Raw genomic sequence first — 23,055 nt, forward strand, 5'->3', positions numbered from 1 at the left:
ACGATACTGGCAGCCGCACCCGCCCCCGTTCACAGATGGACCCATGCAGACCTCCCTCACCGTCCGCACCATGACTCCCGACACGGTGTGGCTGGCGCGCGGCCGCCACGCCCCGGGCTCCGCGGAAGACGTTCTCCGGCGCTCGCTCCAGCAGCGCAAGGACAGCCAGGCCATCGACGACTTCCTGGAGTTGCCCGACGACGAATCCGCTCCTGCGGAGCGGGTCTTCGAGGCACGCTGGCGGGTCGGTGACGACGTGACCGTACGCGCCCGGCTGAGTGTGCGGCCCGAAGGCGATGCCGGGCCGGGGCAGGAGTGGACCCTGGTCGCGGAGGCCGAGCAGCCGTGGAACGACGCATGGCCCTCCCCCGCCGGTCTGTTCTGGCCCAAGGAGCCGGACACCGCCTGGAACCAGGACGCCGCCACCCGTCTGGCCCTGGGCGAGATCAACGTCCTCCCCCAGGACGACAAGGAGATGCGTCGCCTGCTGCGGAACGCCGTGCGTGGCGGATGGCACATCCACGTGGTCGTCCACGAGGCGATGACCACCGACGACCGGGGGCGTGCGCCGGTGGCGCGGTGGCTGCCGCCGGGCCTGCGCCACCGGGTGGTGGAGCATCACGCCGCCCCGCAGCAGCTGCGCGGCCTGAACTGGGCCCTGCGGGACACCGGCGTCGAGGTGCCGCGCGGCGGAGCGGTGGTCCTGCCGGGCGTCCCGGCGCCGGAGAACTACCAGGCCCGGGACTTCTCGGTCCGCGCGGTCTTCCTCGACGGCTCCGAGCCGGCCGACCTCGTCGACGCGGTGACGCGGTTCGCCGCACTGCGCAGGACCCTGCCCGACGGCGCCGAGGACGCCCTCACCGCACTGCGGGAGGACTGGCACCTGCTGACGCTCCGGGAGGAGCTGGACCGCCAGCGCGGCCTGGTGGCCATGTACGCCGAGGCGCTCGAAGCCATGACGAAGTCCCGTGACCTGTACCGGGAGGCGGCCGAGAGCGCCCACGAGGCCCTGGCCGCCTACCAGGAGTCCGCTGGGACGACTCCCGACAGACCCCGGCCGTCCGGTCCGCCCGCCGCGTCCCCGCTCCAGCAGCTCACACGGACGTTCGAACGCTTCAAGGTCAAGCGCCCGGCGCCCGCGGCCGAAGACGCGAAGAGCCACGACACGGGCGACGAAGGAAGTGACGAGAAGAGCACCTCCGCTCAGCGCGTGACGTCGGAGCGGTAACACCCTCCTGGCACGGCGCACGTGTCAGTCGCAGCCTCCTGGATACGCGGTCCGTACGGCATCACGGCCCGCCCGGGAAGGTCCTCCACGACATGGGCAACCACCAGCACCACTCGCGGACCGCACTCCGCGTCAACGGCAAACCCCACACGCTCACCGTCGACCACCGGCGGGTCCTGCTGGACCTGCTGCGCGAGGATCTCGGGCTCACGGGCGCCAAGAAGGGCTGCGACCACGGCCAGTGCGGCGCCTGCACGGTCCTGGTGGACGGGCGGCGTGTCAACAGCTGTCTGCTGTTCGCGGTCGCCCTGGACGGCTGCGAGGTCACCACCGTCGAGGGTCTGTCCGGCGACGGAGAGGAGCCGCATCCGCTCCAGCGGGCCTTCCTGGAGCGCGACGCCTTCCAGTGCGGCTACTGCACGCCGGGCCAGATCTGCTCCGCGGTCGGTGCGCTCGCCGAGGCGGCGGCCGGTCACCCCTCGCACGTCACCGACCCGGAGGCGCCCTCGGGCGAGCCGGTGCCGCTGGACCGGGAGGAGATCCGGGAGCGGCTGAGCGGCAACCTGTGCCGGTGCGGTGCGTATCCGCGGATCGCCGAGGCCGTCGAGGACGTGATCCCGTGAAGGAGTTCGCCTACGTCCGTGCCGGCAGCGTCGAGGAGGCGACCTCCGCGTACGCCTCGCACGCCGGTGCCCGCTATCTCGGCGGCGGCACCAACCTGGTCGACCTGATGAAGCTCGGCGTCGAGACGCCCACCGCTCTCATCGATGTCACCCGGCTGCCCCTGGACAGCGTCGACGAACTGCCCGACGGAGCCCTGCGCGTCGGGGCGACGGTCCGCAACAGCGACCTCGCCGCCCACCCCTTGGTCCGCGGCCGTTACCCGGCGTTGTCGCAGGCGCTGCTCGCGGGTGCGTCCGGGCAGTTGCGCAACGCGGCGACGACCGGCGGGAACCTGCTCCAGCGCACCCGGTGCCCGTACTTCCAGGACCTGTCGAAGCCGTGCAACAAGCGTGAGCCGGGCAGCGGCTGCGGCGCGCGGAACGGTGTCCACCGTGACCACGCGGTGCTCGGCCACTCCACCCACTGCATCGCCACCCATCCGTCGGACATGGCGGTGGCGCTCGCCGCTCTCGACGGGCGTGTCGAGCTGGACGGTCCCGAAGGGGCCCGCAGTGTTCCGGCGGCCGACTTCCACCGGCTGCCCGGGGACCGGCCCGAGCAGGACACCGAGATCCGACCCGGGGAGCTGGTCACCGGCGTGGTGCTGCCGGCCGCCACGGCCGGGCTGCCGTCGGCGTACCGCAAGGCCCGAGACCGGGCCTCGTACGCCTTCGCGCTCGCCTCCGTCGCGGTCGTGCTGCGTCTTGACGACGGGGTCATCGGTCATGCGGGGCTCGCCTTCGGGGCGCTGGCGCACCGGCCCTGGCGGGCCCGGCGGGCGGAGGAGGCGCTGCTGGGTGCGGCCCCGACCCGCGCGGCGTTCGAGCACGCCGTCGAAGCGGAGCTGTCCGCCGCGCAGCCACTGCGGGACAACGCCTACAAATTGCCGCTCGCCCGCAATCTCGCCGTGGACGTCCTGTCGCGGCTGACGGACAGCGCGCTCACCGGGAGGGCCTCATGACCGGCGGTGCGGGCGCGCCCGCGGAGCGCCGGGAGGGGCGCGAGAAGGTCGGCGGCACCGCCCGTTACGCCACCGAGTTCCACTCCCTGGGCGGGGCCCAGGCCTGGCCCGTACCGGCGGCGGTGGCCCGGGGCCGGGTGACCGGCGTCGACACGGCGGCGGCGCTGGCCGTGCCCGGTGTCCTCGCCGTCCTCAGCCACGAGAACGCGCCGCGCCTCGCGGAGCCGGACGATCCCACGCTCGCCGTGCTGCAGAGCGCCCGGGTTCCGCACCGCGGTTGGTTCGTGGCGCTGGTGGTGGCCGAGACCCTGGAGGCGGCCCGGGCCGGTGCCACCGCCGTCCGCGTCACCTACGACGCTGAAGAGCACGACGTGGCCCTCACCGTCTCGCACCCGGGTGTGTACGTGCCCGAGGAGGCCAACGGCGGTCATCCGGCCCTGCGTGAACAAGGTGACCCCGACGGTGCGTTCGGTTCCGCGGCCGCCCGGGTGGACGTCGCCTACCGGGTGCCGCCACTGCACAACCACCCGATGGAGCCGCACGCCAGCACCGCCCGGTGGGAGGACGGCCGGCTCACCGTGCACACCTCCAGCCAGGGCACCGGTGCCGTACGGGCCACGCTCGCCGCGCTGTTCGGCCTGCCGCAGGAGCGGATCGTCGTCACCGCCGAGCACGTCGGCGGCGGCTTCGGGTCCAAGGGGACGCCCCGGCCCGATGTGGTGCTCGCCGCCATGGCGGCCCGTCACACCGGGCGGCCGGTGACGGTGGCACTGCCGCGGCGCTACCTGCCCGCCGTCGTCGGGCACCGCGCCCCGACCCTGCACCGGTTGCGGCTCGGGGCCGACGCGGACGGCCGTCTCGAGTCCCTCGTGCACGAGGTCACCACGCACACCTCCCGCATCAAGGAGTTCGTGGAGCAGGCGGCGGTGCCCGCGCGAGTGATGTACGCCGCGCCGCACAGTCGTACGGTGCACCGGGTCGCGGCGCTGGACGTGCCGTCGCCGTCCTGGATGCGGGCTCCGGGCGAGGCTCCCGGCATGTACGCGCTGGAGTCCGCCATGGACGAGCTCGCCGCCGAACTCGGCATGGATCCGATCGAGCTGCGCGTCCGCAACGAGCCGGACGTCGAGCCCGACAGCGGCAAGCCGTTCAGCAGCCGGAACCTGGTCGCGTGTCTGCGGGAGGGCGCCCGGCGCTTCGGCTGGGCCGGTCGCGATCCCCGCCCGGGCACCCGCCGGGAAGGACCCCTGCTGCGGGGGACGGGCGTGGCGGCGGCGACCTACCCCGTCCTGGTGGCTCCGTCCACGGCGACGGCTCGCGCACGGCCCGACGGGACGTACCTCGTGCGGATCAACGCCACCGACATCGGGACGGGCGCCCGGACCGTGCTCGCGCAGATCGGCGCGGACGCCCTCGGGGTGCCGCTGGAGCGGGTCCGGATCGAGGTCGGCAGCACCGAACTCCCTTCGGCGCCGCTGGCCGGCGGCTCGTCGGGCACCGCCTCATGGGGCTGGGCGGTGCACGACGCGTGCGCCCGGCTGGCCCGGCGGCTCGCCGAGCGTCCAGGGCCGCTGCCCGAGCCGGGCCTCGACGTCAGCGCCGACACCGAGGGCGCGGCGGACGCCGAGAGCGACTTCGCCCGGCACGCCTTCGGGGCCCACTTCGCCGAGGTCGCCGTGGACACGGTCACCGGCGAGGTACGGGTCGGTCGGCTGCTCGGGGTGTACGCGGCGGGCCGCATCCTCAACCCCCGTACGGCGCGCTCCCAGTTCGTCGGCGGTATGACCATGGGCCTGGGCATGGCGCTGACCGAGACCAGCACCATGGACGCCGCGTTCGGCGACTTCACCGAGTCGGACCTGGCGTCGTACCACGTGCCGGTGCACGCCGACATCGCCGAGATCGACGCGCACTGGCTCGACGAGGAGGATTCCCGGCTCAATCCCATGGGCAGCAAGGGGATCGGGGAGATCGGGATCGTCGGAACGGCCGCGGCGATCGGCAACGCGGTGCACCACGCCACGGGCGTCCGCTTGCGTGAACTCCCGTTGTCACCGGACCGAGTGCTGACGGGGCTGCTCGATCGCCGGGTGCAGGGGGCGGTGTGACACGGTGTGACAGAGCACCGCATGGACGGGTGACCGGGGCGAGCGGCTGGTACCAGCCGCTCGCCCCGGTCACCCGTCCGTCTCAGTCGGTCGACGACGCTCCGACCGGGACGGCGGCCCACTGCCGGGCGGCGATGGGTGCCAGTACCCGGAAGACCAGTGCGACCAGGGCCAGCAGCGCCGCGCACACGGCGACTGCGGCGGCCAGCCACGGCGGGGCGAGCGCCAGATCGACGGCCCGGGGCAGGGACGCCGACGGGAAGGAGTTCCCGTACGCCTGGGCCCCGGCCAGCACGGTGGGCACCAGCACCGCACCGGCCAGGACCAGCGCCACCGGGCGCAGGGCCAGCAGCAGCGCCAGGACCGTGCACAGCACCGACAGGCCGAGGGCGAACGCGTGCAGCTGCAGGGACGCGTCGCCGCGCTGCAGGGGGAAGTGGACCACCGCGCACATGACCAGGGCCAGGGCGGCGAGCCAGCCCGACCAGGACACGGACCGGACGAGCCGGTCCATCGCAGGCTCGTGGTCCGGCGGTGCGTCGTCGAGGGTGCGGTGGTTCGCGAGGGGCCTGCCCTGGCGTGCCGTGCGGCGCCGGTCCGGACGGGCGGGCGCTTCGGGCCCGGCCGTCTCGCCCTCAGGACGCGAAGTCTCCTTCGGGCGAGGGCCTTCGCGGTCCAGCCGTTCCAGGCCGAGGCGGTCGATCAGCTCGACCAGCTCCCCGACGGACCGGCCGGTGGCGGCCGCGCGGAGGGCCTCCTCGCGGACGTGGGGTTCCTGCGGCTCCTTGTGCAGCAGGGTCACCAGCCGGGTCACCTCCTCCACCGGACGGTGGGCGGCCGCGGCCCGGATCGCCTCGTCCGCGCACTCGGCGTCGCGCGGGGGCTTCGTCAGCAGGGCGATCATCCGGGACACGTCCTCGACGGACCGGCGCACCCCGGCGGTGCGGAGCGCGTCCACCCGCGCCTGGGTGTGGTCGGGGGACTCCTCCAGCGAGACGATGAGGTCGACCACCTCCTCCAGCGGCCGGTCGGCCACGGCGGCGTGCACCAGGTCGCTGACGGCGTCGCCGTACGGTACGCCGGAGGCCGGGCCGGTGCCGGGCCGGAGCTCCACCGGGTTGTCGTCGAGCGACCGGATGACGAACGGCCGCGCACCGGGGTGGTCGGCGTCGCCCGGCCCGGGCCCGGCCGGCCCGGGCCCGGCCGGCGGATCGGCCTCGTCCCCGCCGCGCGCGGTGGGCTCGGGCGCGGTGCCCTCGCTCGGGTCTGCGGCAGCGGACCGGCCGGGGCCCGGCGCGGAGTCCGGCGTGTCCGGCGCGGAGTCCGGAGTGTCCGGCGCGGGAGTCACAGGCCTCGCCTCGGCGGGATCCAGCCAGTCCTCGACGGGAGGAGCCGGTTGCGCGGCGGCCCGATCCGGTCCGTGGGCGGCGGAGTTGGCCGTCTCGTCCGGGTCGCGGGCGACGGGCCGGGCAGCGGTGTGGTCCGTCCGGTCCGGTTCGAAGGCCGGCGGCTGCGCCGGTGCCCCGGCCGCCGGGTCGGAGCCGAGGGCGACGGGCTCGTCTGTCACCCGGTCGGCCGGGTGGGGACCGGCCGCGGGTTCGGAGCGCCCCGCCTGGTGCGTCTCGTTCGGGCCGGCGGCGGGCCGCGCGCTCGTCTGCGCCACCTGGTGCGTGCCGGTGGCGACGGTCGTCTCGGCGGACGGCTGGGCGGACCCGTTCGGCTCGACGGTTATGGCAGGTTCGTTCGAGCGGGGTGATGAAGAGCAGGTGGTCATACTCGCCTCCGTGGGAAGAGTGCGGCCGCTCCTGCGCCCCCCGTCGTGTGACGAGCGACGTTACGCTGACCATTACTAGGCGCCCCCGTCACCCCGTGCCACTCGGGTGAGCCACCGGGATGACCATGCGCGCGGGAAAATCCGCCGACTCGCCGACATGTCGGGCCCCGGCCGCAATACAGCCGCCGGAAAAGGGAATCCAGCTAAGGACACCCCGTGTCGTGGTATGCCAGGAGGAGGGCGCCCCGTGGACACGACCACACAAGTGATCATTCTGGCCGCGGCCCTCGCGGCCGTCGTCCTCGCCTTCGCCGTGGCCGTCCTCGTGCGGCTGGTCCGCACCCGGCGCGATCTGCGGCGCGCGGGACTGCCCGCGGGCCCGCGCTGGGTCTTCTGGGGCGCGGTGCTGTATCTCGTGCTGCCCACCGACTTGGTGCCCGACCCGGTGTACCTGGACGACATCGGCGTCCTGCTGCTCGCTCTGCGCACTGTCCGCGGCTCCCTCGGCGAACGGGAGCGCAGGTCGGCACACCGGCCGGACCGGCAACTGGCCGATGACTACGGAAAGTAAGGAAACCAACCACCCGTTCGATTCGTATAAGTCTCTGGAAGCCGAATCTGGTCGGCGGACCGGGTGGACTGCCCCTGGGCCACCGCCTGCTCGGCGCAGTACCGACGAGGGAGAGACGATGCAACCGTTCGCGCTCAACTACGCGCGCCCGGCAGTGGAGTTGGAAGCTGCCATTCCGTACGTGTACGACGCCGGACTGCAGTTGAACGTGCTCCGCGACGGCCGGGTCGCGGCCTGTGACTTCGCCCTGTTGAGAGAGTTCGGCACCACGACGTCCACCGCCGGCTCCAAGACGCACTTCGACGACTGACCGCGGGCCGCCGACGATGACCGTACTGATCCTCACCTGTGAGGAGGACGTCACCGCGGACATGGTGGTCGTGCACCTGAACGCCACGGGGGTTCCGGTGGTCCGGGTCGATCCCGCGGACCTGACCGGTGGTGTCTCGCTCTCGGGGGAGTACGTGCACGGCCGGTTCCGCGGCCATCTGTCCGCCGGGGGGCGGCTGGTGAGTATCGGGGGGCTCCGGTCCGTGTGGGTGCGCCGGCCCGGCATCCCGGCCGCGCGGGCGGCCCAGCCGTCCGCCTGGCTGACCGAGGAGGCCAACCAGGCGCTCTACGGCATGCTGCGGGGCTCGGACGCGCGCTGGATGAACCACCCCGACGCGGCCCGGCGGGCCCGCCACAAGCCGTGGCAGCTGCGGCTCGCCCAGAGATGTGGCCTGCCCGTGCCCGCGACGCTGATCACGACGTTTCCGCGCGCCGCCCGCGAGTTCGCCGAACGCTACCCGGAACTGGTGGTCAAGCCGGTGTCGGGCGCGCATCCACAGGACCCGCCGCGGGCCGTGCCGACCAGCCGGGTCGCGCCCGACACGGACTTCTCCGCCGTGGCGTTCGGGCCGACGCTGCTGCAGCGGCGGATCACCAAGCGTGCCGACATCAGGCTCACCGTCGTGGGCGAGCGATTGCTGGCCGCCCGTAAGGCGACCGCCGAGGACGCGGACCCGGACGACGTCGACGTGCGGTTCGCCGCGCCGGGCTCACCATGGCTGCCCACCGATGTGCCGTCCCGCATCGCGACGGGCGTCCTCGCCTATCTCCGCGAGGCGGAACTGGCGTACGGGGCTTTCGACTTCGTGGAGGACTCCGACGGGGTTTGGTGGTTCCTGGAGTGCAACCAGTCGGGGCAGTTCGGGTTCGTCGAGGTGGAGACGGGTCAGCCGATCGCCCACACCATCGCCGAGTGGCTGGCCCGGCCTGTCTCGGTCCAGCCGTCCCATGTCAACGGCTCGAACACGAGGGTTCCTTGAGAGCCCGGCCCGGCGGCGGGCCGGGCCGGGCAGCCGTCCCGTTCACTGCGGGCGCGGGCCGGGAAGCATACCCGCGCGCTGCCAGCCCGCACCCGGGGAGTGCGGGCGGTCGTAGCCGAGGGACTGTGAGGGCCGCATGACCAGCTCCAGTTCCCTGCTCACACGTTCGGCCTCGCGGCGCACCTGTGCGGGTACGTCACCGCGCTCCGCGATGAGTCGGTCGTAGATGGGGGAATCCTGGAACACCCGTCAACGCGCCTTTCTGCTCGTCGGCCCCGTGCGGGGGCGAGACTGCGAGTGTAGGCGGCGCCGTGTCCCGGAGTGTGAATTCCCTGGGATGACTTGACGCAGACCGGACATCCGTGACAGGTGAAGGCGGGTTGTTCACGCTCCCGTCGTGGAACCCGGGCGGACGACCATCAGGACGGTGACCGTCGCCCACAGCAGGTTGAAGACGCCGGTGAACATGGCGAGTTGCGCGGTGGCGCGGTGATCGGGCGCCTGCTCGCCTTCCAGCTGCTCCAGGATCTCCTCCTGCCGGGGCAGGACGAAGGCGGCCAGAACGCCCGCGGCCGCGGCGGTCAGGGCGATGGAGGTGACGAGCCATCCGCTGCCGAGGACGCCCATGGCGGCCGCGGTGGCGAACCCGAGAACCGGAACGGTCAGACCGACACCGGCGTAGACCCGGCAGATGCGGTGCAGGAGCGCCACCGTGCCGACGCCCGTGGGCGCCGCGCGGCGCGCGGCGGGCGGGAACATGCTGGCCGCGACGGTCACGGGACCGACGGCGACGATGGCCGCCAGGACATGGAGGGACAGCAGGATCTTGGTCACCGGGGCTCTTTCCGTGGAGGCGAGGGACTGCGCCCACGCTAGGGTGGCCCGGCGTGATCACCCAGAGGCTGGAGCGACAGCTTCCAACGGGTTCCCGCCAACCCGTCCCACCTGCGCTCTCCCTTCCGGAGCCGGCGCGATCCCACGTCACCGGGCCGGCGGGAACACGCCTAGGGTGGCGGTCATGCACTCCGTGGCGATCCTGGTTCTCGATCACGTGGTGCCGTTCGACATGGCGGCGCCCCAGCAGACGTTCGACTGGACCTGCCTGCCGGACGGGCGGCCCGCCTACCGGGTCCGGTTGTGCGCGGAGACGCCCGAGGTGCGCGCGGACGGCGGCTTCACCCTGCGGGTCGAGCGGGGGCTGGAGGCACTGGCGGAGGCGGACACCATCATCGTGCCCGGCTGCTCCCCCGACGCCGCGCCACCTTCCGCCCGGGTGCTGGCGGCCCTGCGCGAGGCGGCCGGGGCGGGCACCCGGATCGCGTCGGTATGTGTCGGCGCCTTCGTGCTGGCGGAGGCGGGGCTGCTGGACGGACTGCGCGCCACCACGCACTGGGTGGCCGCCGGTGAACTGGCCCGCCGCTTCCCGCGGATCGAGGTGGAACCGGATGTGCTGTACGTCGACAACGGGCAGATCCTCACCTCCGCCTGGGCAGCCGCCGCGCTGGATCTGTGCCTGCACATGATCCGGCGGGACCTGGGATCGGCCGTCGCCGCGAACAGCGCCCGGATGTCGGTCATGCCGCTGGAACGCGAGGGCGGCCAGGCCCAGTTCATCGTGCATGAGCATCCACCCGTGCCCCGGGGCTCCGCGCTCGAACCGGTGCTGGAGTGGATCGAGGATCACCTGGCCCACGAGGTGACGCTGGGCGCACTGGCGGCGCGAGCGGGAATGAGCGAGCGGACCTTCAGCCGCCGCTTCCGCGAGCAGACCGGCACCACGCCACTGCAGTGGCTGCTGCGGGCGCGGGTCCGGCGTGCCCAGTACCTGCTGGAGAACTCCGATCACTCCGTCGAACGGATCGCACGCCAGACGGGGTTCGGGTCGCCGACCGCGTTCCGGGAGCGGTTCCGCAAGGTGGCGGGCACCACACCGTACGCGTACCGCACGGCGTTCCACGGGCGGACGAACGCCTCGGCGGCCCGTTCCCGGGCCGCCGAGGCGTGATGCCCGGTCCGCGCCGGGCCTTCGTCAGCCGTCAGCCGACGAGCGTCAGGCCGTTCTCCCCGTCCGCGTCCGCGGCATCCGGCCGCCCTTCGGTGAGCAGCAGAACATCCGCCTTGGCAATGGCGTCACTGATGTCGGACGTCCCCATCATCACGCACAGCGTGTAGCTGACGTCCTCCAGTTCGCGTGCCGCCGTCGGCACGTGCCTCTCCGACTGAGCGATCCTCAGCGACGCGTACCGCGTCAGCAACTCCCTGACGATCTTCCGGTCCGGTACAAGCACGTAGCGCCCCTCTCTGTGTTTTCGCTGCGTATGCCCGAACCACGCGTAAACATTCACACCATTTTCTCACCCGGGATGGATTTGACGAGAACTGATCGGTTGCGACCGGTCTTGGGTGAGCCGACCGCTGTGCGGGCGGTGCACACCCTCCACCCGGCCGGGACGCCGACGGCCGTATCTCGTCACCACGACGGCATCCGGCCAACGCCCCTTCTCCTTTCCGTCTTTCGGACAACCGAGCAACCGGTCCATTCCTCTCACAGTGCGGCGAAGCGAACGCCTCTCCACATGACGGCCCCGGCCTGGACCTATCGGACGCGCCGTGCGGCCTGCTTCCTTCTCACACCACCGGAGGACGAGGGAACCATGACCAGAAGACGCACCGTTCGGCTGCGGCGTACGCTGCTCGCCGGCACCACGGCCATCGCCGTGCCGGCCGTTACGGCCGGCATCGTGGCCGCAGCACAGGAACCCGCGAACGCCGCGACGGGCCCCGAGCTGAGCCTCGTCGCCGCGACCGACTCGGTGACCCTCACCTCCTGGAAGGAGGAGCCGGGTGTGTACCTGGACCTCGGCACCTACCTCGTCTCCGAGGGAGCGCCGCTGGAGCTCAAAGTGACCCGGAAGTCCTACAAGGACCCGGTGACGGTCACTCAGACCGTGTACGAGGGCGGCAAGGCCAAGGCGAAGAAGCTGCCCACCGGCACCGTGAAGGACTTCTCCGGGCTGCCCGGTTTCTCGGAGATCACTCTCACCGACAAAGCCGGCAAGAAGGTCCTCACCCGCAGCGAGAGCTTCTGCCCGAACAACGCCAGCGGCCGCGTGCGGCCCGACGCGCCCTCCACCTCCAAGTATCCGGAGAGCTGCCCCACCAACCCCTTCACCCTCGGCTCCGTGTGGGGCGTCGAGAAGGGCTGGGCGGCCAACACCTACGCGGGCTCCTACACCGAGCCCGTCCAGCTGCCGGCGGGTACCTACACGGCCAAGGTCGGTGTCGCCAAGAAGTACCGCGACCTGTTCGGCATGGCCGACAAGGCGGCCACGGTCAAGGTGACCGTGGTGGAACGAAGCGACGAGGACGAAGAGAGCGCCACCGGGGCGGTACCCCGCTCCGCGAAGGCCGGCGAGCACGCCGGGCACGGTGCGGGTCACCAGGCGCCGACCGCGCACGCCGGTCACGGGCCGGGGCATGCCCCCGCTCCCGCCGAGGCCGCCGCGCCGGTGACGAGCGGTGCGGGTCCCTCGTACAACGTGGGCCACGGTCCGCTGAAGGCCGCGCCGCCGGCCCTGCCGTGGGCGCTGAAGAAGAAGCAGACGACCTCGCTGTCTCCGCAGGCCCGGGACATCGGCGGCCGGACCGACGGCTCGCGTCAGGCGCCCGCCCTCGAACCGCTGTCGAAGCGGCCCACCGGTGAGGCTTCCGTCCCGGACGTCCCCAAGCCGGACCTGCGCTCGCTGCCTGCCTACGGCATCACGATCAGCGACGGGGGCAGGGACATCCCGGGCAAGGATCACCTGGCGTTCAGCGCCAACGTCTGGAACGCCGGCCCCGCGCAGCTCGTGGTGGACGGGTTCCGCTCGCCCGGCAAGGCCAAGATGGACGCCTTCCAGTACTTCTACGACGCCAAGGGCAATCAGGTCGGCTACACCCCGACCGGCACCATGGAGTGGGACCCGCGCCCGGGGCACGTGCACTGGCACTTCACCGACTTCGCCAGTTACCGGCTGCTGAAGGCGGACAAGAAGGAGGCCGTGCGCAGCGGCAAGGAAGCGTTCTGCCTGGCCAACACCGATGCGATCGACTACACGGTGAAGAACGCCAACTGGCACCCGTACAACACGGACCTGGCCACCGCCTGCGGTGAGGAGAACTCGATCTCCGTCCGCGAGGTGCTGGACGTCGGCTCCGGTGACACGTACACCCAGGACCTGCCGGGCCAGTCGTTCGACATCACCGATCTGCCCAACGGCACCTACTACATCCAGGTGCTGGCCAACCCGGAGAAGCGGCTGAAGGAAACCGACCTCGACAACAACAGTGCCCTGCGGAAGGTCGTGCTCGGCGGCAAGCCGGGTAACCGGACGGTCACCGTGCCGGCGCACGACCTGGTGGACGCCAACTGACCCCGCGGCTCCTCGCCGAGGGAAGAGTCCCCGCCCGAGACCAGGGCGGGGCACGGCCATCGGCGGCATGCCCTGAGCGCCAGTAGGTCGCTCACCGAACGGGTCACCGGTCCTGGTGGCCGGCGATATCGACACCGTTCGCTGACGATGCGGTCGCTGCGGTGATCGGCTGCGAGGAATCCGGCTCCAAGCGTACGCAGCAGTGACCGGGGCGGGGCGCCAGGCATGCCTGGTAACCGCTTTCGGCGAGCCCGTCGAGCAGGCCGCGGAGCAGGTGGAGGTTCATGCCGCACACCGTCTGGGTGTGCTCGCGGGCGAGGGCGTGGAAGGGGCAGTTGCCCAGGACGATGGCATCACCGTCGGAGCGGGGTTCGAAGCCGTTCTCTTCCAGCACGGCGACCACGTCCGCCTGGCCCGGTCCGGCGAGTTGCGCGCCCAGGCCGTGGGCCTTTCGGTGGAGAACCGAACGAACCGGTTCACCTGTGGACTCGGATTCCTCCAGTGCCTGGGCCAGGAGCCGTCCGGCCAGTTCGTAGTGCCGCTCCGGGAGGCTGACGGTGACCTGTTTGGCGGACCGCTTGTAGAGCTTGGCGGGCCGGCCTGCTCCGGGCCCGGTGCGGCCGCTGCGCCGCTCATAGACGACGTCGAGCAGCGATTCGTCGGCCAGCCGGTCCAGGTGGAAGGCCGCCGTCTGCCGGGCGAGGCCGAGGGCCTCGGCCGCTTCGTCGCGGCTGACCGGGTCCGGCCGGCGTACGACGTGCTCGTAGAGCCTTCTGCGGGTCGGCTCGTCGAGAGCGGCGACGGCGGAGACGTCGGGGCGGGGTACTTCCTTCGAGGGGTCCACGAACACCAGTGTAAAACCAACAGCGATTGACTAAAGAAGGTTTCCGCGCTTCTATCGTTAATGAGAGTTGTCGATAGAAGGAGGGCGCCATGTCGTCCGCAACCACAACCACCGCATCCGCCGCCTCCCGGCGGCCCGCGCTCAGCGATCCCGGCTACCAGGCGTTCGTCATCCTGCGCACGGGGTTCACCGTGGCGCCGATCCTGTTCGGGCTGGACAAGTTCGCCAACCTGCTCGTGGACTGGCCCACCTACCTCGCCCCGTGGATCAACGACATCGCTCCCGGGAGTGCCCAGGCGGCCATGTACGCAGTCGGAGTGATCGAGATCGTCGCGGGCCTTGTCGTCGCGCTCGCCCCGCGCTTCGGCGGCTGGCTGGTGGCCGGCTGGCTCGCCGGGATCATCGTCAACCTGCTGACCATCCCCGGTTACTACGACGTCGCGCTGCGCGACTTCGGCCTGCTGCTCGGCGCGCTGGCCCTCGCCCGGCTCGCCCAGCGCTACAACGGCGAGCGCCAGTCTCGCTGACGACAGGAAGCGGCCGCCGGGGGGCGACGAGGCGGGTGGGCCCGCCATCGGCTCACCCGCCGGGTACTCGACGATCTTCACCAGGACGATCCGCTCGGATTCCCGCTACGACGAACGGGATGGGGCGGGTCGATAGGCCCCCTGGGCGGCCAGACCCCGCTCAGGCGGCGTCCAGCTCCGCCAGTTCCCCGGCCGTCAGGGTGAGGCCGGTGGCGGCGAGTGAGTCGCGCATGGTCTCGGGCCGGCTCGCGCCCGGGATCGGCACGACCACCGGCGACTTGGCGAGCATCCAGGCCAGGCACACCCGCTGCGGGCTCACCCCGTACGCTTCGGCGATACGGGCGAAGGGGGCGTGGCCCGAGCCGAGCTCACCGGCCTTCGAGATCCCGCCGAGAGGACTCCAGGGCAGGAACGCGATGCCGAGCTCGTCGCACAGACGCAGTTCCGGCTCGCTGGAGCGGAAGGCCGGGGAGAACTGGTTCTGCACGGAGACCAGGCGCCCGCCGAGGATCTCCTGGGCCTGCCGGATCTGCTCGGGGTTCGCGTTGGAGATGCCGGCCATGCGGATCTTGCCCTCGTCGAGCAGGTCCCGGATCGCGCCGACGGACTCCGCGTAGGGGACGCGCGGGTCGGGGCGGTGGAACTGGTAGAGGCCGATGGCGTCGACGCCGAGCCGGCGCAGCGACTCCTCGCAGGCCGCCTTGAGGTGGTGGGGGCTGCCGTCGAGCGTCCAGCTGCCGTCGCCGGGGCGCAGGTGGCCGCCCTTGGTGGCGACGAGGACGTCACCGCCGCGGTCGTGGGAGGCGAGGGCCTTGGCGATCAGGGTCTCGTTGTGACCGACCTCGTCGGCGTCGCGGTGGTAGGCGTCCGCGGTGTCGATCAGGGTCACACCGGCGTCGAGGGCCGCGTGCAGGGTGGCGAGGGAGCGTTCCTCGTCCGGTCGTCCCTCGATGGACATGGGCATCGCGCCCAGGCCGATCGCGCTGACCTCGACGTCACCGATGCGGCGGGTGTGCATGGGTCGTGACCTCTTCCGGCTGTCGGGCGATGGTGCACTCCAGCGTGGACGCCGTACGGCCGGGGGTCCAATAGAAGAAGTGGAACGCATTCAGCACTCGGGCCACTGAATCGCGCCCGGCCTTCTGAGGCCTCCTTGTCACGCCTGGATGAATCCTCGCGCCCGAGGACTCAACTCCCCCACACAGACCGGCGATCCGTACGGCGCTCCCCCGCCCCGCTGCCATATTCGAGAGCCACTTCGGAGGTGGTTGTGAGCACAGAGGTGACAGCATCCGGTCCGGGGGAGACGGCGACGCACACGCCCGGGGACACCGCGGAGCGCGTCGCCGGCCTGGAGCACCGGCGGGAGCGGGCGGTCGCCCCGGGCGGTCCGCGCAGACGCGGGGAGTTCTCGGCCCGGGAGCGGATCGAGCGGCTCGTGGACAAGGACTCCTTCACCGAGACCGGCCTGTTCGTCCGGGCCCGGCCCGCCGGGCACGACGCCCGCCGTCCCTACGGCGACGGCGTGGTCACCGGGTACGGCACGGTCGACGGCCGCCAGGTGTGCGTCTTCGCCCAGGACTCCACGGTGTTCGGCGGCAGCATGGGCGAGGCCTTCGGTGAGAAGACCGTCGCCCTGATGGAGCTGGCCCTGAAGACCGGCTGCCCGGTGATCGGCCTGAACGACTCCGGCGGAGCCCGGATCCAGGAGGGGGTCGCCGCCCTCGCCCTCTACGCCGAACTGGTGCGGCGCAACGTCAAGGCGTCCGGGGTGATCCCGCAGATCTCGGTCGTCCTGGGCCCGTGCGCGGGCGGTGCCGCCTACTCCCCGGCGATCACCGACTTCACGGTGATGGTGGACGGTGCCTCGCACATGTTCGTCACCGGCCCCGACGTCATCGAGACGGTCACGGGCGAGCGCACCACGGCCGAGGAGCTGGGCGGCGCCCGCACCAGCAACACCGTCAACGGCAACGCCCACTTCCTGGCCGCCGACGAGGAGGACGCCCTCGACACCGTGCGCGACCTGCTCTCCTACCTGCCGGCCAACAATCTGGAACGGCCCCCGGAGTACGCCCCGGGGCACGCCCCGGCCGGTGACGGGCTCGACACGATCGTCCCGGACCGGCTCGGCGAGGCCTACGACATGCGGGACATCCTGCACGCGGTCGTCGACGACGGTGAACTGCTGCCGGTGCAGGAGCTGTTCGCGCCGAACATCATCTGCGCCCTGGCCCGGATCGAGGGCCGCTCGGTGGGCGTCGTCGCCAACCAGCCGCTGCACGCAGCCGGGGTCCTCGACATCGACGCGTCCGAGAAGGCCGCGCGGTTCGTGCGGTTCTGCGACGCGTTCGGCATCCCGCTGCTGACCTTCGCCGACGTACCCGGATATCTCTCCGGGGTACGGCAGGAACAGGCCGGGATCATCCGGCGCGGCGCGAAGCTCCTGTACGCCTACGCCGAGGCCACCGTCCCCAAGGTCACAGTCGTGGTGCGCAAGGCGTACGGCGGCGGATACGCGGTGATGGGCTCCAAACACCTCGGCGCCGATGTCAACCTCGCCTGGCCCACCGCCCGGATCGCCGTCATGGGCGCCGAGGGGGCCGTGGGCGTCCTGCACCGGCGCGAACTCGCCGCGTCCGACGACCCGGAGGCGCTGCGCGCAAGCCTTCTCGCCGTGTACGAACGCACCCACGGCACCCCGTACCTCGCCGCCGAGCGCGGTTATGTCGACGCCGTCATCGCGCCGCGCGAGACCCGGGAGCAGGTCTGCCGCGCCCTGCGCGCGCTGCGCGGCAAACGCGCTCCGATGCCGGAACGCCGGCACGGCAACATCCCGCTCTAGCCCTCCCCCCTTCTCCCTTTTTCCGACTCTCCCCCTCTGCGACCCGTAGGCCGATCCGCGCCGTGAGGAGCCCCGCCCGATGGACAGCCGTCGCCCCCCGCTCGCGCCCGAGTGCCCCACGCTGCCGGAGTACGTGCGGCACTGGGCCGAGACCACCCCCGACCGCCGGGCCTTCACCTTCGTCGAACACCCGGCCCCGCACTCGCGCGGCGTCCACCGCACCCTGACCTGGCGCCGCCTGGACGTGCGGGCGCGGGCGATCGCCGCACGTCTCACGGACGGGACGGGCCCCGGGGACCGGGTCGCAGTCCTGTGTCCGCAGGGCACGGAGTATGTGACCGCCTTCCTCGCGACCCTGACCGCCGGGCTGGTCGCCGTACCGCTGTACACGCCGGGTCTGCCCGGGCACGCCGACCGGCTCGCGGGCGTCCTGGCCGACGCGCGTCCCTCAGTGGTGGTGACCACGAGCCGGGTCCGGGACGAGGTGCGGGACTTCCTCGGGGCCGACGGCCCGCGGATCGTCGTCGCGGACGACGTACCCGACGACGCAGGCCGGGACTGGCGACCGGTCGCCCCCGACGCCGGGGCCCTCGCCTACCTCCAGTACACGTCGGGCTCGACCCGCTCCCCGGCCGGTGTGGAGATCAGCCACGGCAACGTCGTCGCCAACGCCCACCAGGCCCTGGCCGCCTACGGCCTCGACACCCGCCCGATGACCAGCGTGGGCTGGTTGCCGCTCTACCACGACATGGGGCTGGTGCTCAGCGTCGCGGCCCCGGTGGCGCGCGGGGCGCTGTCGGTGCTGATGGACCCGGCCGCGTTCCTGCACGAGCCGGTGCGCTGGCTGCGGCTGCTCGCCGCGCATCCGCACGCCGTCAGCGCCGCACCCAACTTCGCCTACGACTACTGCGTCGCGACCGTCACCGCCGACCAGAAGGAGGGTCTGCGGCTGGACAAGGTGACGGCGCTGATCAACGGCAGTGAGCCGGTCCGCCCGGGCACGGCCGACCGGTTCCACGCGGCGTTCGCCGACCAGGGCCTGGCGCCGGGGACGCACTGCCCGTCGTACGGGCTGGCCGAGGCCACGGTGTTCGTGTGTGCGGCCCGGCCGGGTGAGCCGCTCAGCCGGTTCGCGCTCGACCGCGACGCCCTGGCAGCCGGAAAGGCCCTGACCACCCGGCCCGACGATCCGCGGGCGGTGCTGCTGACGGGCTGTGGCACTCCGGCGGGTCAGCGGGTGCGGGTCGCCGATCCGGTGACGCGGGTGCCGCTCCCGGAGGGTGAGGTCGGGGAGATCTGGGTGCAGGGGCCGAACGTGGGCCGCGGCTACTGGAACCGGGACTCGGAGGAAATCTTCGGCGCGGAGTTCGCGGATGCCGCGGCCGGTCCGGGACGCTGGCTGCGCACGGGCGATCTGGGGACGGTGCTGGAGGGGCAGCTGGTCGTCACGGGACGGCTGAAGGACCTGATCATCGTCGACGGGCGCAACCACTATCCGCAGGACGTCGAGGCGACGGTGCAGGAGGCGCACGGGGCGGTGCGCAGGGACCGGCTCGCCGCCTTCGCCGTTCCGGGGGGTGCCGGTGGCGAGTGTGCGGTCGTCGTGGCGGAGCACGCGCGGACCGCGCGCCTCGCCGAACTGGACGTACCGGCGGTGGTGCGTGCCGTGCGCGGTGGCGTCTCCGCGCGGCACGGACTGCGACTGGCCGATGTCGTCCTGGTGCCGCCGGGCACGGTGCCGCGCACCTCCAGCGGCAAGGTGTCGCGGGCGCTGACCCGCGCCCGGTACCTGGAGGGTGCCTACGGCGGGCAGGCCCGGGCGGCGGGTGCCGCGGAATGAGGACCGTCGACGAGGCCGCGCTGCGCCGGCTGATCGCCGAGCGGGTGGCGGCCTGGAACGGCACGTCCCCGGACGACGTCCCGATGGACCGGCCGCTCGCGGATCTCGGCATGGCCTCGCGGGATGCCGTCGCCCTCGCCGGGGAGCTGTCCCGCGCCACCGGCCGGGAGCTGCCGACGACGCTGCTGTGGGAGGCGCCCACCGGGGAGGCCCTGGTGGCGCGGCTGTGCGAGACACCTGCCCCGGGAGCCGAGGCCGCGCCGGTGGGGCGTCCCGTCGTGCCCGGCGGGACGGCCGAGCCGGTCGCGGTCGTCGGGGTCGGCTGCCGCCTGCCCGGTGGCGTGCACGGCCCGGACGACTACTGGCGGCTGCTCAGCGAGGGTGTCGACGCGATCCGGCGCGTTCCGGAGGACCGCTGGCGCGACTTCACCGCGTTCCCACCCGCCGACGCCCATCCCTGGGGCGGCTATCTGGACGACATCGCCGGGTTCGACGCGGACTTCTTCCGCATCACCCCGCGCGAGGCCGCGGTGATGGACCCCCAGCAGCGGATCCTGCTGGAGGTCGTCCGCGAGGCGCTCGACCACGCCGCCGTGCCGGCCGGGTCCCTGGCGGGCACGGCCACCGGCGTGTTCGTCGGCATCTCCGCACCGGAGTACGGGCAGTTGACGGGTGCCGACCCGGCCGCCGTCGACCCCTGGGCGCCGGCCGGGGGCGCACTCAGCGTCGCCGCGGGACGGCTCGCCTACGTCCTCGACACCCGAGGACCGAGCCTGGCCGTCGACACGGCCTGCTCCTCCTCGCTGGTCGCCGTCCACCACGCCTGCGTCAGCCTGCGCACCGGCGAGAGCGACACGGCGATCGCGGCCGGGGTCAACCTGCTGCTGTCGCCGACCGTCACGGTCGCCTTCCACCGGGCGGGCGCCCTGGCACCGGACGGGCGTTGCAAGCCGTTCTCCGCGGCAGCCGACGGCATCGGGCGCGGCGAGGGCTGCGCGGCCGTGATCCTCAAGCGGCTGTCCGACGCCGAGCGGGACGGCGACCGGGTGCTGGCCGTCATCCGCGCCTCCGCCGTCAACTCCGACGGCCGCTCGAACGGCCTCATGGCGCCCAACCCGGCAGCCCAGCAGGCGTTGCTGGGGCGGGCGTACGCGCAGTCCGGGCTCGCCGCGGAGCACGTCGACTACGTGGAAGCGCACGGCACCGGCACCCCGCTGGGCGATCCGATCGAGGCGGGGGCGCTCGGCGCGGTCCTCGGCGCGGGGCGCGACACCGACCAGCCGCTGCTGCTGGGGTCCGCCAAGGGCAACCTCGGTCATCTGGAGTCCGCCGCGGGCGTCGCGGGCCTGGTGAAGACCGTGCTGGCCCTGCACCACGACGGCATCCCGCCGTCCTTGCACTGCGAGGGGGGCAGTTCCCTCACCGATCCCCGGCTGCGGGTGGTGACCGAGCCCGAGCCCTGGCCGCGCTACGGCGGCACGGCCGTCGCGGGCGTCTCGGGGTTCGGCTTCGGCGGCACCAACGCGCATGTGGTGCTGGAGGAGGGACCGCCCGGCCTGGTCCCGGTGCGACCGGCCGAGGAACCGGCCGCCCGGGTCCACCTGCTGTCCGACCTCGACACCGAGCGCCTGCGCGACACGGCGGGCAGGCTCGCCCGCCGGTTGCGAGAGCACCCCGCGCACCCCGCCGACGTGGCACGGACCCTGGCCGGCCGCACGGGCCGCGGTCCCGTGCGTGCCGCCGTGGTCGCCCGTGACCGGGGCGAACTGGCCGACGCGCTGGACGCGTTGGCGTCCGGGCGCCCGGACCCACGGGTGACGACCGGGGACCGCGACCGCGTGGGGAGCGGCCCGGTGTGGGTCTTCTCCGGGTACGGCAGTCAGTGGCCCGGTATGGGGCGCCGGCTGCTGGCCGAGGAACCCGCGTTCGCCGCCGCCGTCGAGAAGCTCGACCCGCAGCTCGCCCCCGAGTGCGGCCTGTCCCTGTACGACCACCTGTCCTCGGGAGAGGGTCTCGACCGTCTGGAGGTCGCCCAACCGGTGCTGTTCGGCCTTCAGCTGGCACTCGCCGAGCTGTGGCGTTCCCACGGTGTCGAGCCCGCCGGCGTGATCGGCCACTCCATGGGCGAGGTGGCGGCGGCCGTGTGCGCGGGCGCGCTGGACGTGGCGGACGGGGCGCGAGTCATCGCCGTACGGGCCCGGCTGCTGAGCGGCCTGCGGGGCGGCGCGATGGCCGTGGTGGACCTCGACGACGCCGAACTGGACGCGCTGGCGGGGGACTTCCCGGAGGTGCAGGTCGCCGTGCACTCCTCCCCGAGGCAGAAGGTCGTCACGGGTGACGAGGCCGCAGTGGCCGCGCTCGTGCGCCGGCTGGAGGGGCAGGGCCGGGCGGCGAGGGCCATGCGGGTCGTCGGCGCCGGGCACTCGCCGCAGGTGGACGGGCTGTTGCCGGAGCTGGTGGACGCGCTGTCCGGCATCCGGGGGCGGCGGCCGCGCGTCCCCGTCCACTCCACGGTCCTCGACGACCCGCGCGGGGACTGCCTCTTCGACGCCGCGCACTGGGCGGCCAACCTGCGCAGGCCCGTGCGGCTGGACCGGGCGCTGGCATCGGCCGCCGACGACGGCCGCACGGCCTTCGTCGAGATCTCCCCCCATCCCGTGCTGACGGGAGCCGTCGCCGACACCGTACCGGGCGCCCTCGCCCTGGCCACGCTGCGCCGGGACGCCGACGGGTCGGAGGCGTTCGCCGGGCAAGTGGGCGCCCTGTACGCGGCGGGACAGCGACTGCCCGTGCCGCCGGGGCGGGTCATCGACCTGCCGCTGCCCCGGTGGCGGCACGTACGGCACTGGTGGACGGACGGACGGGCCGCTCGTACGGAGCCGCTGCCGGAGGAGCCTCCTGCCGCGGCGACCGAGCCCTCCTCGGTCCTGGCCCGCCTTATCCAGCACATAGCCGCCGTCACCGGCCACTCCCCCGCCCGTATCACCCGGGGCACCGCGTGGGCCGACCTCGGCCTGGACTCGCTGATGGCGGTCCGGGTGCGCACGGCGGTGGAGCGCGAGTTCGGTATCGAACTGCCCCTGCGCGAGTTGTTCGCCGCCGTCACCGTCGAGGACGCCGCCACTCGTGTCGAGCGTGCCCTCCCCCGGGACGACACCCCGGTGCGGCCCCTGCGCGCCACCGGTTCGCGGCCTCCCCTGTTCCTGGCCCATGCCGCCGGGGGCCCGGTCAGCGTCTACCGGACGCTCACCGAACTCCTCGGCGACGACCAGCCGGTGTACGGGCTGGAGCGGATCGAGGAGGCCCGGACCGTGCCCGAGAAGGCGCGGCGCTACGCCGAGGCGATCGAGGCCGTCCACCCGGACGGCCCGTTGTCACTGGGGGGTTGGTCCTTCGGCGGCTTCGTCGCCCAGGAGACGGCACGGCGACTGAGCGCCGCCGGGCGGGAGGTGCGGCTGGTCGTACTCATCGATTCGGTACGGCCTCTCCCCCGCCCGGGATCGACGCGGTCCGAGCGGATCCGGGCGCACTTCGAGGGCTTCGCCCGCCACGTCGCCGACGCCTACGGCGTGCAGCTGGAGTTGCCGTACGACGAGCTCGTGGCGATGGACGACGACGCGGCCCGGATCGACGCCGCGCTGCGGGCCCTGCGCGAGGCCGCCGACGTGCCGCCCGCGGCGCTGGAGCACCAGCGGTCCTCCTACCTGGACATGGGCGTCGGCGAGTCGCACACTCCCGCCCCCCACGACGGGCCGGTGGTCCTCTACCGCGCCACGGAACCCGCGCCGCACACCGTGCGCGACCCCGCGTACGAGCGGGACGACCCGGCGCTGGGCTGGGACGAGGTGTGCCCACGTCTGCGGGTGGTGCCGGTGGCCGGTCACCATCTGTCGCTGCTCGATCCGCCGCACGTCGACGAGATCGCCGCCCATCTGAGCCGGACACTCACCGAGCCGGCCCCCTGACATGGAC

At 73.0% G+C, this 23,055-nt stretch carries 19 protein-coding genes; 13 read left to right on the plus strand and 6 right to left on the minus strand.

Features of this window, described 5'->3' with window-relative positions; translation table 11 throughout:
- The first annotated feature begins 43 nt into the window (after window positions 1-43).
- From ACFY5B_RS23140 to ACFY5B_RS23155, 4 genes are all read left to right on the plus strand, one after another.
- A complete protein-coding gene (locus tag ACFY5B_RS23140) occupies window positions 44-1,228 on the plus strand; it encodes a hypothetical protein (RefSeq protein ID WP_389972061.1) in 1,185 nt (394 codons plus the stop codon).
- Between the two features lie 92 nt (window positions 1,229-1,320).
- The gene (locus tag ACFY5B_RS23145; protein ID WP_389972063.1) at window positions 1,321-1,851 is read left to right on the plus strand and encodes a (2Fe-2S)-binding protein; all 531 of its coding nucleotides are present in this window, start codon (window positions 1,321-1,323) and stop codon (window positions 1,849-1,851) included.
- On the plus strand, window positions 1,848-2,852 hold the full coding sequence (locus ACFY5B_RS23150) for an FAD binding domain-containing protein (RefSeq protein ID WP_389972065.1): 1,005 nt from the start codon (window positions 1,848-1,850) through the stop codon (window positions 2,850-2,852). The genes ACFY5B_RS23145 and ACFY5B_RS23150 overlap by 4 nt, the downstream gene beginning before the upstream one ends.
- Window positions 2,849-4,960 carry a xanthine dehydrogenase family protein molybdopterin-binding subunit gene (locus ACFY5B_RS23155; protein WP_389972067.1) on the plus strand — a complete coding sequence of 704 codons (2,112 nt, stop codon included), beginning with the start codon at window positions 2,849-2,851 and terminating at the stop codon, window positions 4,958-4,960. Before ACFY5B_RS23150 ends, ACFY5B_RS23155 begins: the two co-directional genes overlap by 4 nt.
- A gap of 82 nt (window positions 4,961-5,042) precedes the next feature.
- Here ACFY5B_RS23155 and ACFY5B_RS23160 read toward each other — a convergent pair whose 3' ends face one another.
- Window positions 5,043-6,734, minus strand: a complete 1,692-nt coding sequence (locus ACFY5B_RS23160; protein WP_389972069.1) for a hypothetical protein — start codon at window positions 6,732-6,734, stop codon at window positions 5,043-5,045.
- Window positions 6,735-6,981: 247 nt separating this feature from the next.
- Between ACFY5B_RS23160 and ACFY5B_RS23165 the strand changes: the two genes are divergently transcribed.
- From ACFY5B_RS23165 to tgmB, 3 genes are all read left to right on the plus strand, one after another.
- Window positions 6,982-7,305, plus strand: coding sequence for a YkvA family protein (locus ACFY5B_RS23165; protein WP_389972071.1), 324 nt, complete (start codon window positions 6,982-6,984; stop codon window positions 7,303-7,305).
- Between the two features lie 118 nt (window positions 7,306-7,423).
- Window positions 7,424-7,615, plus strand: a complete 192-nt coding sequence (gene tgmA, locus ACFY5B_RS23170) for a putative ATP-grasp-modified RiPP (protein WP_053673313.1) — start codon at window positions 7,424-7,426, stop codon at window positions 7,613-7,615.
- A 16-nt stretch (window positions 7,616-7,631) separates the two neighbouring features.
- Window positions 7,632-8,615 (plus strand): ATP-grasp ribosomal peptide maturase, encoded by a 984-nt coding sequence (gene tgmB, locus ACFY5B_RS23175; RefSeq protein WP_389972073.1) that lies wholly within the window; start codon window positions 7,632-7,634, stop codon window positions 8,613-8,615.
- 42 nt (window positions 8,616-8,657) lie between these two features.
- Here the strand turns inward: tgmB and ACFY5B_RS23180 are convergent, their stop codons facing one another.
- Together ACFY5B_RS23180 and ACFY5B_RS23185 are read right to left on the minus strand one after the other, a co-directional pair.
- Entirely contained in the window at window positions 8,658-8,861 is a 204-nt protein-coding gene (locus ACFY5B_RS23180) for a hypothetical protein (RefSeq protein WP_031111422.1), read from the minus strand.
- Between the two features lie 138 nt (window positions 8,862-8,999).
- Complete coding sequence (locus tag ACFY5B_RS23185) at window positions 9,000-9,449, minus strand: DUF2269 family protein (RefSeq protein ID WP_389972075.1); 450 nt, start codon at window positions 9,447-9,449, stop codon at window positions 9,000-9,002.
- 184 nt (window positions 9,450-9,633) lie between these two features.
- Here ACFY5B_RS23185 and ACFY5B_RS23190 point away from each other — a divergent pair, with 184 nt between their 5' ends.
- Entirely contained in the window at window positions 9,634-10,620 is a 987-nt protein-coding gene (locus tag ACFY5B_RS23190; protein ID WP_389972077.1) for a GlxA family transcriptional regulator, read from the plus strand.
- A 31-nt stretch (window positions 10,621-10,651) separates the two neighbouring features.
- Here the strand turns inward: ACFY5B_RS23190 and ACFY5B_RS23195 are convergent, their stop codons facing one another.
- Window positions 10,652-10,903: a DUF5133 domain-containing protein gene (locus tag ACFY5B_RS23195; RefSeq protein WP_102913448.1), complete on the minus strand. Its 252-nt coding sequence runs from the start codon at window positions 10,901-10,903 to the stop codon at window positions 10,652-10,654.
- 366 nt (window positions 10,904-11,269) lie between these two features.
- Here ACFY5B_RS23195 and ACFY5B_RS23200 point away from each other — a divergent pair, with 366 nt between their 5' ends.
- Window positions 11,270-13,027, plus strand: a complete 1,758-nt coding sequence (locus tag ACFY5B_RS23200) for a lysyl oxidase family protein (RefSeq protein WP_389972079.1) — start codon at window positions 11,270-11,272, stop codon at window positions 13,025-13,027.
- Window positions 13,028-13,130: 103 nt separating this feature from the next.
- Here the strand turns inward: ACFY5B_RS23200 and ACFY5B_RS23205 are convergent, their stop codons facing one another.
- Window positions 13,131-13,877, minus strand: coding sequence for a helix-turn-helix transcriptional regulator (locus ACFY5B_RS23205; RefSeq protein ID WP_389972081.1), 747 nt, complete (start codon window positions 13,875-13,877; stop codon window positions 13,131-13,133).
- Window positions 13,878-13,960: 83 nt separating this feature from the next.
- Here ACFY5B_RS23205 and ACFY5B_RS23210 point away from each other — a divergent pair, with 83 nt between their 5' ends.
- Entirely contained in the window at window positions 13,961-14,398 is a 438-nt protein-coding gene (locus tag ACFY5B_RS23210) for a hypothetical protein (protein ID WP_389972083.1), read from the plus strand.
- Window positions 14,399-14,558: 160 nt separating this feature from the next.
- Here ACFY5B_RS23210 and ACFY5B_RS23215 read toward each other — a convergent pair whose 3' ends face one another.
- A complete protein-coding gene (locus ACFY5B_RS23215; protein ID WP_389972085.1) occupies window positions 14,559-15,416 on the minus strand; it encodes an aldo/keto reductase in 858 nt (285 codons plus the stop codon).
- 264 nt (window positions 15,417-15,680) lie between these two features.
- On the opposite strand from ACFY5B_RS23215, the gene ACFY5B_RS23220 reads away from it, so the two are divergent.
- The 3 genes from ACFY5B_RS23220 to ACFY5B_RS23230 all read left to right on the plus strand — a co-directional run bounded on the left by ACFY5B_RS23220 (window position 15,681) and on the right by ACFY5B_RS23230 (window position 23,048).
- Window positions 15,681-17,243, plus strand: a complete 1,563-nt coding sequence (locus ACFY5B_RS23220; RefSeq protein ID WP_389972086.1) for an acyl-CoA carboxylase subunit beta — start codon at window positions 15,681-15,683, stop codon at window positions 17,241-17,243.
- 79 nt (window positions 17,244-17,322) lie between these two features.
- Complete coding sequence (locus tag ACFY5B_RS23225) at window positions 17,323-19,083, plus strand: fatty acyl-AMP ligase (protein WP_389972088.1); 1,761 nt, start codon at window positions 17,323-17,325, stop codon at window positions 19,081-19,083.
- Window positions 19,080-23,048: a beta-ketoacyl synthase N-terminal-like domain-containing protein gene (locus ACFY5B_RS23230; RefSeq protein WP_389972090.1), complete on the plus strand. Its 3,969-nt coding sequence runs from the start codon at window positions 19,080-19,082 to the stop codon at window positions 23,046-23,048. Before ACFY5B_RS23225 ends, ACFY5B_RS23230 begins: the two co-directional genes overlap by 4 nt.
- Window positions 23,049-23,055: the final 7 nt, after the last annotated feature.

Source organism: Streptomyces sp. NPDC013187 (assembly GCF_042899705.1).
GTDB lineage: Bacteria > Actinomycetota > Actinomycetes > Streptomycetales > Streptomycetaceae > Streptomyces > Streptomyces hawaiiensis_A.

What these genes read in the sequence shown, in the direction of transcription:
- ACFY5B_RS23140 (WP_389972061.1), top strand. Translation starts at nt 44, where the DNA reads ATGCAGACCTCCCTCACCGTCCGCACCATGACTCCCGACACGGTGTGG.
- ACFY5B_RS23145 (WP_389972063.1), top strand. Translation starts at nt 1,321, where the DNA reads ATGGGCAACCACCAGCACCACTCGCGGACCGCACTCCGCGTCAACGGC.
- ACFY5B_RS23155 (WP_389972067.1), top strand. Translation starts at nt 2,849, where the DNA reads ATGACCGGCGGTGCGGGCGCGCCCGCGGAGCGCCGGGAGGGGCGCGAG.
- ACFY5B_RS23160 (WP_389972069.1), bottom strand. Translation starts at nt 6,734, where the DNA reads ATGACCACCTGCTCTTCATCACCCCGCTCGAACGAACCTGCCATAACC.
- tgmA (WP_053673313.1), top strand. Translation starts at nt 7,424, where the DNA reads ATGCAACCGTTCGCGCTCAACTACGCGCGCCCGGCAGTGGAGTTGGAA.
- tgmB (WP_389972073.1), top strand. Translation starts at nt 7,632, where the DNA reads ATGACCGTACTGATCCTCACCTGTGAGGAGGACGTCACCGCGGACATG.
- ACFY5B_RS23190 (WP_389972077.1), top strand. Translation starts at nt 9,634, where the DNA reads ATGCACTCCGTGGCGATCCTGGTTCTCGATCACGTGGTGCCGTTCGAC.
- ACFY5B_RS23200 (WP_389972079.1), top strand. Translation starts at nt 11,270, where the DNA reads ATGACCAGAAGACGCACCGTTCGGCTGCGGCGTACGCTGCTCGCCGGC.
- ACFY5B_RS23210 (WP_389972083.1), top strand. Translation starts at nt 13,961, where the DNA reads ATGTCGTCCGCAACCACAACCACCGCATCCGCCGCCTCCCGGCGGCCC.
- ACFY5B_RS23215 (WP_389972085.1), bottom strand. Translation starts at nt 15,416, where the DNA reads ATGCACACCCGCCGCATCGGTGACGTCGAGGTCAGCGCGATCGGCCTG.
- ACFY5B_RS23225 (WP_389972088.1), top strand. Translation starts at nt 17,323, where the DNA reads ATGGACAGCCGTCGCCCCCCGCTCGCGCCCGAGTGCCCCACGCTGCCG.
- ACFY5B_RS23230 (WP_389972090.1), top strand. Translation starts at nt 19,080, where the DNA reads ATGAGGACCGTCGACGAGGCCGCGCTGCGCCGGCTGATCGCCGAGCGG.